Origin of the sequence: Rhodococcus opacus B4, assembly GCF_000010805.1 — a bacterium.
Lineage (GTDB): Bacteria > Actinomycetota > Actinomycetes > Mycobacteriales > Mycobacteriaceae > Rhodococcus_F > Rhodococcus_F opacus_C.
On the sequence record NC_012522.1, the window covers coordinates 1,837,382 to 1,851,370 of the forward strand.

16 protein-coding genes are annotated in these 13,989 nt (G+C 68.1%); 2 read left to right on the forward strand and 14 right to left on the reverse strand.

Annotation, left to right across the window (positions count from 1 at the left end; genetic code table 11):
* Window positions 1–69 precede the first annotated feature (69 nt).
* The 8 genes from ROP_RS41025 to ROP_RS08635 all read right to left on the reverse strand — a co-directional run bounded on the left by ROP_RS41025 (window position 70) and on the right by ROP_RS08635 (window position 6,253).
* Complete coding sequence (locus tag ROP_RS41025) at window positions 70–171, reverse strand: 30S ribosomal protein bS22 (RefSeq protein WP_003402602.1); 102 nt, start codon at window positions 169–171, stop codon at window positions 70–72.
* 200 nt (window positions 172–371) lie between these two features.
* On the reverse strand, window positions 372–608 hold the full coding sequence (locus ROP_RS08605; protein WP_005258384.1) for a helix-turn-helix domain-containing protein: 237 nt from the start codon (window positions 606–608) through the stop codon (window positions 372–374).
* Window positions 609–733: 125 nt separating this feature from the next.
* A complete protein-coding gene (proC, locus tag ROP_RS08610) occupies window positions 734–1,549 on the reverse strand; it encodes a pyrroline-5-carboxylate reductase (protein WP_012688939.1) in 816 nt (271 codons plus the stop codon).
* Window positions 1,550–1,585: 36 nt separating this feature from the next.
* Window positions 1,586–2,428 carry a thioesterase family protein gene (locus ROP_RS08615; RefSeq protein ID WP_012688940.1) on the reverse strand — a complete coding sequence of 281 codons (843 nt, stop codon included), beginning with the start codon at window positions 2,426–2,428 and terminating at the stop codon, window positions 1,586–1,588.
* Window positions 2,425–3,060, reverse strand: coding sequence for a MerR family transcriptional regulator (locus ROP_RS08620; RefSeq protein WP_012688941.1), 636 nt, complete (start codon window positions 3,058–3,060; stop codon window positions 2,425–2,427). The genes ROP_RS08615 and ROP_RS08620 overlap by 4 nt, the downstream gene beginning before the upstream one ends.
* An 82-nt stretch (window positions 3,061–3,142) precedes the next feature.
* Window positions 3,143–4,084, reverse strand: coding sequence for a sugar phosphate isomerase/epimerase family protein (locus tag ROP_RS08625; RefSeq protein WP_012688942.1), 942 nt, complete (start codon window positions 4,082–4,084; stop codon window positions 3,143–3,145).
* A gap of 7 nt (window positions 4,085–4,091) precedes the next feature.
* Complete coding sequence (locus ROP_RS08630) at window positions 4,092–5,303, reverse strand: hypothetical protein (protein ID WP_012688943.1); 1,212 nt, start codon at window positions 5,301–5,303, stop codon at window positions 4,092–4,094.
* Window positions 5,300–6,253, reverse strand: coding sequence for a Ppx/GppA phosphatase family protein (locus ROP_RS08635; RefSeq protein ID WP_012688944.1), 954 nt, complete (start codon window positions 6,251–6,253; stop codon window positions 5,300–5,302). The genes ROP_RS08630 and ROP_RS08635 overlap by 4 nt, the downstream gene beginning before the upstream one ends.
* Window positions 6,254–6,319: 66 nt before the next feature.
* Here ROP_RS08635 and ROP_RS08640 point away from each other — a divergent pair, with 66 nt between their 5' ends.
* Window positions 6,320–7,105 (forward strand): hypothetical protein, encoded by a 786-nt coding sequence (locus ROP_RS08640; RefSeq protein WP_012688945.1) that lies wholly within the window; start codon window positions 6,320–6,322, stop codon window positions 7,103–7,105.
* Window positions 7,106–7,174: 69 nt separating this feature from the next.
* On the forward strand, window positions 7,175–7,510 hold the full coding sequence (locus ROP_RS08645) for a hypothetical protein (RefSeq protein WP_012688946.1): 336 nt from the start codon (window positions 7,175–7,177) through the stop codon (window positions 7,508–7,510).
* An 86-nt stretch (window positions 7,511–7,596) separates the two neighbouring features.
* Here the strand turns inward: ROP_RS08645 and ROP_RS08650 are convergent, their stop codons facing one another.
* The 6 genes from ROP_RS08650 to mshA all read right to left on the reverse strand — a co-directional run bounded on the left by ROP_RS08650 (window position 7,597) and on the right by mshA (window position 13,988).
* Complete coding sequence (locus tag ROP_RS08650; protein WP_005251956.1) at window positions 7,597–8,286, reverse strand: response regulator transcription factor; 690 nt, start codon at window positions 8,284–8,286, stop codon at window positions 7,597–7,599.
* Window positions 8,283–9,491 (reverse strand): sensor histidine kinase, encoded by a 1,209-nt coding sequence (locus tag ROP_RS08655; protein ID WP_012688947.1) that lies wholly within the window; start codon window positions 9,489–9,491, stop codon window positions 8,283–8,285. The genes ROP_RS08650 and ROP_RS08655 overlap by 4 nt, the downstream gene beginning before the upstream one ends.
* Window positions 9,492–9,640: 149 nt before the next feature.
* Window positions 9,641–10,396 (reverse strand): phosphoglyceromutase, encoded by a 756-nt coding sequence (locus tag ROP_RS08660; protein ID WP_012688948.1) that lies wholly within the window; start codon window positions 10,394–10,396, stop codon window positions 9,641–9,643.
* Between the two features lie 43 nt (window positions 10,397–10,439).
* The gene (locus ROP_RS08665; protein WP_043826382.1) at window positions 10,440–12,035 is read right to left on the reverse strand and encodes an AMP-binding protein; all 1,596 of its coding nucleotides are present in this window, start codon (window positions 12,033–12,035) and stop codon (window positions 10,440–10,442) included.
* A 106-nt stretch (window positions 12,036–12,141) separates the two neighbouring features.
* On the reverse strand, window positions 12,142–12,633 hold the full coding sequence (locus ROP_RS08670; RefSeq protein ID WP_012688950.1) for a YbjN domain-containing protein: 492 nt from the start codon (window positions 12,631–12,633) through the stop codon (window positions 12,142–12,144).
* Window positions 12,630–13,988: a D-inositol-3-phosphate glycosyltransferase gene (mshA, locus tag ROP_RS08675; RefSeq protein WP_193384851.1), complete on the reverse strand. Its 1,359-nt coding sequence runs from the start codon at window positions 13,986–13,988 to the stop codon at window positions 12,630–12,632. Before mshA ends, ROP_RS08670 begins: the two co-directional genes overlap by 4 nt.
* Between the last annotated feature and the right edge of the window lies 1 nt (window position 13,989).

Here is a 13,989-nt window from a genome sequence, read left to right on the forward strand (position 1 = left end):
TACGCGGAGGCCCGCCGCGAAACGCAGGATGCCCGCCACCGGAGGTGACGGGCATCCAGACGCAACTCTTTACTTACCGAGTTTCCTGCGCTGCACTCGGGTGCGGCGAAGCAGCTTACGGTGCTTCTTCTTCGACATGCGCTTGCGTCGCTTCTTGATCACTGAACCCATAGCGGGTGTCCCTCACGTTCTTCTCTAGCGTTCCTGCGCACGCCGATCACGTACGCTCGCGCCACTCTGGCGCCTGGGCCTCGTTTTAACTAGCTCAGCGCCTTACGACACCAGCTGGCTGGTACGACAGTCGCTAATCGTACCGGTGCGGGCCCTCACCCCGAAAACGAGGTCGGAATGACCCTCTTCGTGCCGATCGGTCAACCGGCGTCGAAGTACGAGGTTTCGAGGTAGTCGTGCACTGCTTTCGCATGCACTCTGAACGAGCGGCCCACGCGGACGGCGGGCAGTTCGCCGCTGTGCACCAACCGGTACACAGTCATCTTGGACACTCTCATCAGCGTCGCTACCTCGGCGACGGTGAGAAATTGCGTTCCGGCCAGTGCCGGTTGTCCGTCCGGGGCCGAGCCCTTGGACGGCTTTTTTGCAGACGTCATCAACCACTTACCTCCGGCACGTCTCGCGCCGCCGGCTTCCCCTCCGGCGGAACAGACACGCACGTGCTACTTCGAGCTTAGCGGGACGGATGGGGTTACTGCGACGGGTGTGGGCAATCGAATATTCATTCGGTCGTCGTGCCGAGTTCGGCAGAACGAATTTTCGCGGCTTCGAGTGCGTCGAAAAATGCTGTCCTGAGACCGTTCCCCTCCAGGCGGCGGATTGCCGCCGCGGTGGTTCCGCCGGGCGAAGTCACGGCGGCGCGAAGTTCGGTCGCGCTCTCCCCCGACCGGTCGAGCATGGCCGCGGAGCCGACCATGGTCTGCACGACCAGCTCGGTCGCGGTCGCCCGGGTCAGGCCGAGCCCCACGCCCGCGTCGATCATGGCCTCGGCGACCAGGAAGAAATAGGCCGGACCGGAGCCGGAGACGGCGGTGACGGCGTCGATCTGCGATTCGGGGACGACGACGACCTTGCCGACCGACGACAGGACGCCGCGGACCAGTTCGAGGTGTTCCTTCTTCACGTGCCTGCCGGGGGCGAGCACGCTGACGCCCTCACCGACCAGCATCGGCGTGTTGGGCATGACCCGGACCACGGGGAACCCGGCGGGCAGTCTCGTCTCGTAGAACGCGGTGGGGATGCCGGCGGCGAGCGAGACGAGCAGCTGCTCGCGCTCGCCGTCGAGTTCCACCTTGGACACCTCGGTGAGCGCGGACTCGACGTCTCCGGGCTTGACGGCCATCACGATGACGTCGGCACCTTCGGCGGCGTCGGTGGGGGTGGTGACCCGCACCGAGTACGCCGCTGCCAGCTCGTCGGCGCGCACCGGGTGCTGCTCGGCCACCACCAGATCCTTGACGGCGTGACCTGCCTGCAGAAGCCCCGAGATGAGGGCCTCGCCGATCTTGCCGCCTCCGATTACCGCAATTCTCGTCATGGCGAACAGCCTGCCACGACGCTCTGCGGCGCCTTCCTAGCGGGGGATCATCGCCAGCTGCCGGCTCTGCACGACGATCGCACCGGTCGAGTCGAGGACGGTGTGGTCCTCCTCGAACCAGGTGCCGCCGAGCACGGTGCTGCTGGCCATCACGCGCAGCCACCCGGGCGCGGGCTGCCTGCGCAGGTAGGTGGTCAGCTGGACCGTGGGCGCCCAGCCGAACATGCCCCGGTTCATCGTCACGGGGGCGCTGATGTCGCCGGTCATGATCGCGAACAGCGCCGCCGTGTCGGGATCGCTCTCGTCGCCCGCGCGCGGCCGCACCCACATGCGGACCTCGGGTTCACCCTGGTTGCCGGTCAGGAAGTGCGCCGACGTCCCGTCCACCCGCATGTCGCAGCCCTGGGCCACGTGGACGATCTGCCCCATCGGATGGTCGGCGGTGAGCACGACGGCGTCGGCGGGCGGTTCCACCGGGAGCTGGGCCAGGGCATGGTTCCCGCTGTACTGCGGCTCCCCCGCGTCGGGGACGCCGAGCGTGACCGACGCGCGCACGGCAACGCGATCGCCCTGCACCAGCTCGACATCGACGAACGACACCTGCTTGCCCTGCTTGCGCACCGTCGTCGACAGTGTCACCTCACCCGGATCGGGGGCGGACAGGTAGTTGGCCCCGACCGCGAGGGGCTGCACCCGGGACGGCCCGGCATCACCGGTCTCGTCGAGCAGTCGCCTGCGGGCGGCGGCGGCGCAGAGCGACATCATCGAACCGCCGTGCACCTTGGGGCCGATCGTCCAGATCGGGTCGATCGAGGCCCGGTACGTCCCGTCACCGGCAGCGGTGAGGGCGTTGAGATCACGGAAGGGAGTTGAGCTCACTGCTGGTCCTGTTCTTCGGGGTTCCGGAGACGCTTCTGTGCGACGTCCTGATGTGCGAGCCGGCGCATCGCGGCGATGACCGGCTCGTAGACGGCCGTGCCCAGCACCGCGTACCGGATCGCGTCCTCGGCCGATGCGGTGGGCATGAGCCCGATGTCGATCTCGGCGATCCCACGCACGTGACGCCCGTAGGCGTCGAGTCGCTCCTCGGTCATCGGGATGCCGGCTTCCTCGAGCGCTGCGAGGGCACGTTCGAGCTGACCGACCGCGACGTACCGGGGGTCGTACACCTGCCCGAGCCTCTCGAGGACGGCGCGGGCACGCGGGAACTCGTCGACGTCGTCGGCCGGGGTGTCGAGGTAGGGCGGAAGTTGCGCAATGGCCTGGCCGAGCACGTCGAACAGCGAGCCGTCGGGATGGTCCACGAGGCGGAGGATTTCCCGGATGCGCGGAATGGGCAGTCCGGCTCCGGCCAGCGCCTTGACGAGGCCGAGTCGCTGCACGTGCTCCTCGCCGTACCGGGCCTGGGTGGCGCTCGTCGCCTCGCCGGGCATCAGCAGACCTTCGCGCAGGTAGTACTTCACCGTTGCGAGCGGAACGCCGGTACGGGCGACCAACTCGGACACACGCACGGCCCCTCCTTCGGCATCGACTGGATACTGAAACTATCCAATGTGGCCACGAGCTTACCGCAGGAGGAACTCGGCAGGCGTCTCAGGTGTCGTCGTGATCGCCGCCGGAGCGGCTGCGCGGCGACCCCGACGCGGCGCGGCCCGGTTCGAGGTGTTCACGGGCGAAGGCCAGCGCCTGCGCGAGCATCGACGACCGTTCCCGCCGGGTCCGGGCGTTCTGCGTGTTGATCTCGACCACCGCCTGGCCGTCGAACCCGGTGTCGACGAGGTGCCGGCACAGCTGCGCGCAGGGCTGGGCGCCGTGACCGGGAATGAGGTGCTCGTCCATCGACGCACCCCGGCCGTCGGCGAGGTGGAGATGCGCGAGGCCCTCCCCCATGCGCTCCGCCAGTTTCATCGCGTCCATTCCGGCCGTGGCCGTGTGCGACAGGTCGAGCGTGTAGTGGGCGTGCCCCGAATCGGTGGGGTCGTAGGACGGGCTGAACGCCGACAGCGCCGCCCCCGGTCCGCCCCGCCGCCGCAGTCGCTCGGCGGATCTCTCCTTGCTGCCGAAGAAGCCGTCCGCCCGCATGGGGAACATGTTCTCCACCGCGACGATTACGTCGCTGCGCTGTTCCAGGTCGGCCACCTGATCGGCGAAGCCGTCGGCGTACCGGCGCTGCCAGCGGAACGGGGGGTGCACCACGACGCTCGTCGCCCCGAGCGACTCGGCGGTACGGACGGACCGCTCCAGCTTCGCGACCGGGTCGGCGCCCCACACTCGCTGCGAGATGAGCAGGCACGGCGCGTGGATTGCCTGAACCGGGATCGCGTACCTGCGCACCAGCCCGGCCACGGCGCCGGCGTCCTGGCTGACCGATTCGGCCCACACCATCAGTTCGACGCCGTCATATCCCAGATCGGCCGCGTACCGGAACGCCGCCTCGGTGTTCTCCGGGTACACCGAGGCCGTCGACAGGCCCACCAGTACCTTCCGCCCGCGCGGTGACCGTCGAACCTGCTCGTGCCCACTGTCCCCGACCATGAGCAACTCAGCCCGACGCAAGCATGAAGGCTAACGGCCCCAGAGTGACGATCATCCCGACGACGACGGCGATCACGAAGCTGGTGATGTCGTCGGTGCGGCGCAGGATGCGGACCATGGCGACCAGGCCCACGATGACGAGCAGCGCCAGAATCAGCGCGACCCACGGGAAGACGTCCCACAGTTTCTCGAAACCCTTGAAGAGCAGGGCCCCGGCGATCACGGCCACGACACCCTGGCCGATGAGAACGGCCCACTCGCGGGTGGAGTTCTCGCCGGTCTCGTCCTTCTTGCCCGCCTTCGCGGCCTCGGCCTTCTCGGCCTTCGCCTCCCTGCGGGAACGGCGCGGGGTCTCGGGCTTCTGGGTGTCGTCCCGGTCGGTGTCCGCCTCGTCGGTGGCGGCCTCGATGAGGTCCGTCTCCTCGGCCGCGTTCGCGGCATCCGAGTCCCGGGACTGGCGCATCAGGTCGCCGGCCAGCGTCGATCCGGACAGCAGCGCGGGTTCCGGTTTCGCCTTGGCGGGCGCCTCCGGCTTCGGCGTGTTCACGAACTTCGACGTGCCGTTCGACGTCGCTGCGGTACCCGCCTTCGAGGGGGTTCCGGATTTCGCCGGTGCCTCGGGCTTCGCGGGTGTGCCGGACTTCGCGGCCGGTTCGGTCTTGGCCGGGGCGTCCGTCTTGGCCGGGGTTTCGGGCTTCGGCGCCGGTGTCACCCGCGGGGCGGCGACAGTCGGGGCGGGCTCCGGCTTCTTCACGACCGGGGCGGCCACCGTCGGCGCCGGCGTGGGGGCGGCGGCCGGCGCGGGCGGTTCCTGCCGCACGGACCGGCTGACCCACGTTCCCTGGTGATCTCGCGACGTCCCGCCCGACACCACAGCGCGGCCACGGCCGGCGGGGCGACTCGCGATGGGTTCGTCATCGTCGTCGTCGTTGTCGTCGGACGGAGCCTTGTCAGCGGCCGCGCGCTCGCCGGCCCTCGCCGACGGCGTTGCCTGCGCAGGTGTGCGCGACGGCTCGGGCGCGGCGGGTTCCGGTTCGGGCTCGGCTTCGAGTGCCCGCGATTCGGACGGATCCCGGACCACCGGAATTTCACCGGTCAGCTCGGCCACGGAGATTCCTCCCGCGACGCCGCGCCGGCGCCGCCCGCCCCGGGACTCCACCTGCTGCCCGTTACGTTTGAGCAGCTCTGACACAGAGATCTGCTGACTGTCCTCGGTCATCGAGCACCCACCATCAATTCACCGCCCATTTCCGTATCGAGCTTGCGGAGGATCAAACCCTCGCGCAGAGCCCAGGGGCAGATTTCGAGTTCCTCCACGCCCAGTGCTCTCATGCTGGCCTCCGCAACGAGTGCTCCGGCCACGATCTGCTGCGACCTGTCGGAGCTCACCCCTTCTAATTCTGCACGGTCCGAGGCCGTCATCCGCGAAATGAAAGCTATGAGTTGCCTGAGACCGCTGGCGGTGAGCGTGCGTTTGACCCGCGGGCCCGCACCGGACGGTGCGGAGCCCGTCAGCCGGGCCAGTGAGCGGAACGTCTTGGACGTGCCGACGGCGCGGTCCCACTGCCCCGCCGCGCGCAGTTCCTTGGACGGGACGGTCAGTTCGGCGTCCAGCCAATCCCTCAGCACCGCCACGCGACGCTTGCCCGGCGGGTCGGCCTCGAGCCAGTCCCGGGTGAGCCGTCCGGCGCCGAGTTGCAGCGACAGCGCGACGTCCGGGTCCTCGTCGCCCCCCGTCGTCAGCTCGAGGGATCCGCCGCCGATGTCGAGGTTCAGGATGCGGCCCGCGCTCCACCCGAACCAGCGGCGCACGGCGAGGAACGTCAGCCGGGCCTCGTCGACACCCGACAGGACCTCGAGCGTCACGCCGGTCTCGTCGTGCACGCGCGCGAGCACGTCGTCCGAGTTGTTGGCGTCGCGGACGGCGGACGTCGCGAAGGCCATGAGTTCACCGCACCCGGATGTCCTCGCGATGCTGGCGAAGTCTGCCACCGTCGTGACCAGGCGATCTGCACCCTGAGAGGTGATGTCACCGCGGTCGTCGGTGTTTTCCGCCAACCTCAGAGTCGACTTGGTCGAACTCATCGGTGTGGGGTGGCCGCCCCTGTGGGCGTCCACTACGAGAAGATGGACGGTGTTGCTTCCGACGTCGAGTACCCCTAGTCGCACATTGACACGGTACTGGGTCTACCGTCGGGCTTTGTGACAGCACGTAATGCAGGGCGTTCACACAAGATGACACCCAGCCCCGAAGTACCCCTCGACTTCGCTCGAGAATGGGTCGAATTTCCCGATCCCGACAACGCCGAGCACCTCATCGCCGCGGACATGACGTGGCTGCTATCCCATTGGACCTGCGTGTTCGGCACTCCGGCCTGCCAGGGCATCATCGGCGACCGGCCGGACGACGGCTGCTGTTCGCACGGTGCGTTCCTCTCCGACGAGGAGGATCTGGAGAAGCTGAACGAGTCAGTGAAGCTGCTCACACCCGAGGACTGGCAGTTCATGGAGAAGGGGCTCGGCAAGAAGGGGTACATCGAGGAGGACGACCTCGAGGACGAGCCCGCGCTGCGCACCCGCCGGTATCACGGCGCCTGCATCTTCCTGAACCGCCCCGGCTTCGAGGGCGGCGTCGGTTGCGCTCTGCACTCGATGGCGCTCAAGCGCGGAATCGAGCCGCTCGAGGTGAAGCCCGACGTGTGCTGGCAGCTTCCGATCCGCCGCACCCAGGAGTGGGTGGAACGCCCCGACGGCGAGCAGATCCTCAAGACGACCATCACCGAGTACGACCGGCGTGGCTGGGGCGAGGGCGGCGCGGACCTGGACTGGTACTGCTCGGGCTCCCCCGACGCCCACGTGGGCGCCAAGGCCGTCTGGCAGTCGTATGCGCCGGAGTTGACGGAGCTGCTCGGCAAGGCCGCGTACGCGGAATTGGCGAAGTTGTGCAAGCGCAGGGCCGGCCTCGGACTCGTCGCCGTCCATCCGGCCACCGTGGCCGCGCAGAAGAAGGCCGCCGGGTAACGGATCGGACCTACCGGTCGATTTATCCGTCACGGCCCCATTCCGGGCACAGCCACGACGGGAGAGATCATGTTCGCTCGAATTCTGACCGGTGCCCTGTTGACCGCCGCGGCAACGCTCGCCCTCGCGCCGACCGCGTCGGCCGAGCCGACCCCGGACTGGAACACCTTCTACGACAAGACCGCGAACTTCGTCGCACCGTTCGATCCCGGCGCGTTCGGGGACAAGGGTAACCGGGCGCTCGTGCTGAGCCCGTACGGAACCGGCCGGGTCATCGAGTGCAAGGGCGACGGACACTACGTCGCGGTCTACTGCAGGCAGTTCGACGACCAGGGCCGCGAGCATGCCGTCACGCAGATCATCTCGGCGCCGTTCCGCGGCGTCTGGGTGTACAACCCGTTCTGACACACGCTCACGAATTCGTCAGCCGCACATGCAATTGCCTGTGCGGCTGACGAATTCGTCTGCGTCTGTGACAGCGTAGTGTTTGCTCAGGCCTCCAGTTTGTAACCCAGCCCGCGGACGGTGACGAGGTGTTCCGGCTTGGCCGGGTCGGTCTCGATCTTCGAGCGCAGACGCTTGACGTGCACGTCGAGGGTCTTGGTGTCGCCGACGTAGTCCGCGCCCCACACCCGGTCGATCAACTGTCCGCGAGTGAGCACCCGGCCCGAGTTCCGCAGCAGGTACTCGAGGAGGTCGAATTCCTTGAGCGGCAACGTGACGGCCTCGCCGTTCACCTGGACCACGTGCCGTTCGACGTCCATCCGGACCGGTCCGGCCTCGAGGACGGCCGAGTCCTGCGCGACGTCGAGTTCGCTGTCGACGCCGCGGCGCAGCACCGCCCGGATGCGGGCGATCAGTTCCCGCGCCGAGTACGGCTTGGTCACGTAGTCGTCGGCGCCGAGTTCGAGGCCCACCACCTTGTCGATCTCGCTGTCCCGTGCCGTCACCATGATGACGGGGACACCGGATCGGCTGCGGAGTTGCTTGCAGACATCCGTGCCGCTCATGCCGGGCAGCATGAGGTCGAGGAGGACGATGTCGGCGCCGGCCCGGTCGAATTCGGCGAGCGCGGACGGTCCGTCGCCGACGATCGTCGTCTCGAATCCTTCCTTGCGGAGCAGGAAGGCCAATGGGTCGGCCAGTGACTCCTCGTCTTCCACGATCAGCACACTTGTCATCGCTTGGCCTCCATACCGGTTTCTCTCCTCCCGACAGTTCCGCCGTCGGCGTCCCCGCCGTTCGTCTCTACTGTCTCGATGTGTGCAGGAATCTGCAGGGTAAACGTCGAACCTGTTCCGGGCTTGCTCCACAGATCGATCGATCCGTTGTGGTTGGCGGCCACGTGTTTGACGATCGCGAGGCCGAGTCCCGTTCCGCCGGTCGCGCGGGCCCGTGCCTTGTCGACGCGGAAGAAGCGTTCGAAGACGCGTTCCTGGTCGGCCTTGGCGATGCCTTCGCCGCGGTCGGTCACCGAGATCGCCACGTTGTCGCCGCGGATCGACCGGCTCACCGAGACCGGGGATCCCTTCGGCGAATAGGCGATGGCGTTCTGCACCAGATTGGACAGCGCGGTGACGAGCAGCGCGCGGTCGCCGAGCACCTCGTAGCCGCTGTGGTGGTCCGTGGTGACGGCGATGCCTGCCGCTTCGGCGGAGATCTTGCATCGCTGCAGGGCCTCGTCCACCACCTCGTCGACGGAGACGGCCTCGAGGTCGGGCAGCTTCTCGGCGCCCTGCAGCCGGGACAGCGCGATCAGTTCGGTGACCATCTTGCCGAGCCGGACGGATTCACCGAGCACGCGTTCGCCGAAGTGCCGGACCGACTCGGGATCGTCGGCCGATTCGAGGAGTGCCTCCGCCAGCAGTCCCATCGCACCGACCGGGGTCTTGAGTTCGTGACTGACGTTGGCGACGAAGTCGCGGCGGGTCGCTTCCATCCGCACCTGCTCGGAGTCGTCGTCGGCGAAGAGGACCACGAAGTTGTGGTCTTCCTTGCTGAGCAGGCGTGCGGTGCCGCGCACCGCGATCCGGTCGCGTCCCCGTTGCGGGGTCTTGGTGCTGAGGTCGACCTCGACGGGTTCACCGGTTTCGAGGACGCGGAGCGCCGCGACCCATGCACGGTCGTCGACGAGCCGGTTCCGCACCAGGCCCAGCTCTTCGGCACGGGGATTGAACAGGACGACGTCGTGGAACTGGTCGACCACGGCGATACCGCTCTCGGATGCCAGCACGATCAGGTCCAGGACCTGTGACATCGTCAGCCCCGCGGTCTCTTCCATTCGCTGCGCCTGCCGGGTGGACAGCATGGGGATCAGCACGCCACCGACGAGGTAACCGACGAAGCCGCCCACGATGGCAAGCAGGACGGCTTGAACAACACTCACGCCTGAATCGTACGTTCGCGCGGCGGGCCGGTTACGCAGGGTCCGGCCATTTCCGCGCACGTCACACGCGGCGACCGGAGTCTTCGTCCGCCGTTAACCTGCTGTTGGCCGGACGTCCCGCGAACGGCACGTCCGGCCGGTTGCACGGGTTACTTCCCGCCCTGGTTCGCGACCGCGGCGGCGCCGGCGGCGGCGGCCTCGGGATCGAGGTAGGTGCCGCCGGGGTTGAGCGGCTTCAGGTTCTCGTCCAGGTCGTAGCGCAGCGGGATGCCCGTGGGGATGTTCAGCCCGGCGATGTCCTCGTCGGAGATGCCGTCGAGGTGCTTGACGAGGGCGCGCAGCGAGTTGCCGTGTGCGGTGATCAGGACGGTCTTTCCGGCCAACAGGTCGGCCGAGATGGTGTCTTCCCAGTACGGGATCAGGCGGACGACGACGTCCTTCAGGCACTCCGTGAGCGGGACCTCGTCGAGGTTCGCGTAGCGGGGATCGGTGTCCTGGCTGTACTCGCTGCCCGGCTCGATCGTGGGCGGCGGGGTGTCGTAGCTGCGGCGCCACAGCATGAACTGCTCGTCGCCGTACTTGTCCTTGACCTGCGCCTTGTTGCGTCCCTGCAGGGCGCCGTAGTGGCGCTCGTTGAGACGCCAGTCGCGGATGACGGGAATCCAGTGCCGATCTGCCGTGTCGAGCGCGATGTTGGCGGTGCTGATGGCGCGGCGCAGCAGCGACGTGTAGAGCACGTCGGGGAGCAGGTTGTGCTCGAGCAGCAATTCGCCGGCGCGCTTGCCCTCGGCGATGCCCTTATCGGTCAGGTGGACGTCCACCCAGCCGGTGAACAAGTTGAGCGCATTCCATTCGCTCTCGCCGTGGCGGAGCAGCACAAGGGTTCCGGTACTCATGCCGTTCATCCTGGCATGCCTGCCGGAACCCTCGCGCCGTGAACCCCCGCCGTCAGCTCCGGCGGGCCTCGCCGGCCCGGAGGTCTTTGCGGAGGATTTTGCCTGCGGCGGACTTGGGGACGAGGTCGATGAACTCGACCTTGCGGACCTTCTTGTGCGGGGAGACCCGGTCGGCGACGAACGCGATCACCGCGGCCTCATCCAGATCCTCGGCACCTGGCTGGGGGACGACGAACGCCTTCGGGACCTCCTCACCCTCGTCGTCGAGGACGCCGATGACGGCGGCGTCGGCGATCTGCGGGTGCGTGAGCAGCAGCGCCTCCAGTTCGGCGGGCGGCACCTGATACCCCTTGTACTTGATCAGCTCCTTCATCCGGTCCACGATCGTCACCACCCCCGCCGCGTCGACGGTCGCGATGTCCCCGGTGTGCAGGTATCCGTCCGCGTCCAGGGTCTCGGCGGTGGCCTGCTCGTTGCCGAGGTACCCGGCCATGATGTTCGGGCCCTTGCACCACAACTCCCCCGGCGCGCTGACCCCCTCGGTGGGGTAGTCGACCTCCCACCCGGTGGCGGGGTCGACGAGTTTGCATTCCATGTTCGCGATCGTCGGGCCGACCGAATCGAGGGCGATGTCGTCGCGGTCGAACGGGATCGCATGGGAGACCGGGCTCATCTCCGACATCCCGTAGCCCTGCCGGACCCGGCAGCCGAGCCGGTTCGCCACCGCCTTGCCCAGTTCCTGATCCAGCGGGGCGGCACCGGAGAACACCGAATGCACACTCGACAGGTCGTAGTCGTCGACCAACGGGTGCTTGGCCAACGCGACCGCGACCGGCGGGGCGATGAACACATACGTGCACTTCTGCCCGGAGACGATGGACAGGAACTCGACGAGGTCGAACTTCGGCATCGTCACCAGCGACGCCCGGTTGAACAGGGCTGCGTTGAGCAGCACCGTCATCCCGTAGATGTGGAAGAACGGCAGCACCGCCAGCAGTCTGTCGTCGGCGCCGATGCCCATCCGCGGGTTGATCTGGCAGACGTTGGCAACCAGGTTGCGGTGGGTGAGCATCACCCCCTTCGGGCGGCCGGTGGTCCCCGACGAGTACGGCAGCACCGCCAGCTGGGTGGCCGGGTCGAACGACACCTGCGGCGCCGGGTGGGCCTCGGCCAGCAGATCACGCAGCGACGGGTGCCCGTCCGCGCCGTCGAGGACGATCACATTCTGATCCGCGATACCGACCTTCGCCGCGGCATCTTTGGCTTGCGGGAGCAGTGGGGAGACGGTGAACAGGAACTTCGCGTGCGAGTCGGTGAGCTGTTTGGCGATGTCCTCGGCGGTGTAGAGGGCGTTGATCGTGGTCGCGACACCCCCGGCGCGCAGGATGCCGTGGAACACCGCGGCGAACGCGGGCACGTTCGGCGAATGCAGGGCCACCACCTCCCCGACCGCCAGGCCGCGGGCGGCCAGCGCCCCCGCCACGGCGTCGATCTGCCCCACCAGGGTCTGGTAGCTGGTCACCGCACCCGAGGCGCCGTCGACCAGTGCGGGCCGGTCCGCATCCGCCGGCGCGAGGTCACCGAACAGGAAATCGTAGACACTCAGGTTCGGGATCTCGACATCCGGAAACGGGCTCTTGAAGCTCACGTGGGTCACTCCCTCGAAGTGTTGCAGCAGCAGTTGTGACACCAGTCACAGGTTCGCCGCAACTCTACCCGCGCGCAATCCCCGTCCGCGGGAAGTCAACCCGCACTCAGGGCTGCGAGTTTTCGATGAGATGTTCGAACGGTTTCAGGTTCGCCAGCGACTCGCCGCGCGAGACACGCCACTCCCACTCTCGCTTGATGGACCCCGCGAAACCGAGTTCGAGAAGAGTGTTGAAGTCGCCGTCGGCCGCCTCCAGTACCTGCCCGAGAATGCGGTCCAGTTCGTCCGCGGTCACCGCGTGCCCGGCGATCTGACCGACGAGGTAGATGTCGCCGATCTTGTCGATCGTGTACGCCACCGAATACAACCGGCGGTTGCGTCGCAGCAGGTACTTGTAGACACCTTCGAAGTTCTCGTCGGGCTTGCGGCAGACGAACGCCTCGACGCGCAGGCCGTGCTTGCCGACGGTCAGGAGCGTGGTGGTCTTGAGCTTGCGCTCGCCGGGCAACTCGACGACGAAGTGCGTCGAATCCTTTTTCGTGAAGTCCAGCTCCCGTTCGGTGAGGGCGGACTCGATCACGTCGGTCAGGTCGCTCATGCGCGCACTCCCCCGGCCCGGCGCAACTTCCACAGTCCGCGTCCGCGACGCGGGGAGAACTCGCTCGGGCCGTGTCCGTAGTTGTAGTTGACGGTCGCCATCCGATAGCTCTCGAGGAGGCCGTCGGCGGTATGTTCCCAGGAGAAATTCTCGGCGTGCCGCGGAGCCTCGGCGGCCAGCGCGGCGAGGCGGGCAGGCTCGGAGACCAGCGACTGCAACGCCGTCGCCCAGTCCTCGGTGCGGTGCCCGTCCACGAGGAGCCCGGTCTCGCCGGAACGGACCGCGACGCCGAGTCCGCCCACGTTCGCGGCGATCACCGGGGTGCCGCAGGCCTGCGCCTCGATCGCGACCAGACCGAACGACTCCGAATAACTCGGCACCGCAACGAGATCCGAGGCCCGGTACACGTCGGCGAGCCGATCGGGTGCCTGCGGCGGGAGGAACGTGACCCGCGCCGCGATGCCGAGGGAGGACGCGAGTTCGATCAGCGCGTCCGGCCGTGCCAGCCCGGATCCGGACGGACCCCCGACCACCAGCACCCGCAACGACGACGCGGGATCCCGGGCGATCAGTTCGGCGGCGGCGCGGAGCAGGACGTCGGGAGCCTTGAGCGGCTGGATCCGTCCGACGAACGTCACGACGGTCTCGCGGGGGTCGAGCCCCAGCGTCGCCCGCGCGGCGTCCCGGTCGCCCGGGCGGTACCGCGTCAGGTCGGCGCCCGGCGCCACCACGTCGATCCGGTTCGGGTCGGCGCCGTAATGACGGACAAGTTGATCGGATTCCTCGGTCGTGTTGGCCACGAGCCGGTCGGATTCGGCCACCACCTGCTGCTCGCCGATCTGGCGTGCGGCCGGTTCCGGGGTGTCGCCCTCGGCCAGCGACAGATTCTTGACCGCGGCGAGCGTGTGCGCGGTATGCACGAGCGGCACACCCCACCGGTCGCGGGCGAGCCAGCCGACCTGCCCCGACAGCCAGTAGTGCGAGTGCACCAGGTTGTAGTAGCCCGGTTCGTGCCGGGCCTCCTCGCGGAGCACCCCGGCCACGAACGCGCAGAGCTGCGTGGGCAGATCCTGCTTGTCGAGCCCCTCGAACGGCCCGGCCACAACGTTGCGGACGAGGACGCCCGGCGCCGCTTCCTGGACCGGGGCGTCGGCGGACGACGTGGCCCGGGTGAAGATCTCCACCTCCACGCCACGACGGGCCATCTGGATGGCGGACTGCAGCACGTAGACGTTCATGCCGCCCGCGTCTCCGGTACCGGGCTGCGCCAGCGGTGAGGTGTGGACCGAGAGGACGGCCACCCTGCGGGGGCGCGAGTTGTGCAAGGGCGTCACCACTCCATAGTGCTCCCCCACC

Excerpts from the sequence above, each read along its gene's own strand:
- ROP_RS08660 (WP_012688948.1), bottom strand. The coding sequence starts at position 10,396 with ATGAACGGCATGAGTACCGGAACCCTTGTGCTGCTCCGCCACGGCGAG.
- ROP_RS08630 (WP_012688943.1), bottom strand. The coding sequence starts at position 5,303 with ATGACCGAGGACAGTCAGCAGATCTCTGTGTCAGAGCTGCTCAAACGT.
- ROP_RS08650 (WP_005251956.1), bottom strand. The coding sequence starts at position 8,286 with ATGACAAGTGTGCTGATCGTGGAAGACGAGGAGTCACTGGCCGACCCA.
- ROP_RS08645 (WP_012688946.1), top strand. The coding sequence starts at position 7,175 with ATGTTCGCTCGAATTCTGACCGGTGCCCTGTTGACCGCCGCGGCAACG.
- ROP_RS41025 (WP_003402602.1), bottom strand. The coding sequence starts at position 171 with ATGGGTTCAGTGATCAAGAAGCGACGCAAGCGCATGTCGAAGAAGAAG.
- proC (WP_012688939.1), bottom strand. The coding sequence starts at position 1,549 with ATGACGAGAATTGCGGTAATCGGAGGCGGCAAGATCGGCGAGGCCCTC.
- ROP_RS08625 (WP_012688942.1), bottom strand. The coding sequence starts at position 4,084 with ATGGTCGGGGACAGTGGGCACGAGCAGGTTCGACGGTCACCGCGCGGG.
- ROP_RS08640 (WP_012688945.1), top strand. The coding sequence starts at position 6,320 with ATGACACCCAGCCCCGAAGTACCCCTCGACTTCGCTCGAGAATGGGTC.
- ROP_RS08605 (WP_005258384.1), bottom strand. The coding sequence starts at position 608 with ATGACGTCTGCAAAAAAGCCGTCCAAGGGCTCGGCCCCGGACGGACAA.
- ROP_RS08670 (WP_012688950.1), bottom strand. The coding sequence starts at position 12,633 with ATGAGCGACCTGACCGACGTGATCGAGTCCGCCCTCACCGAACGGGAG.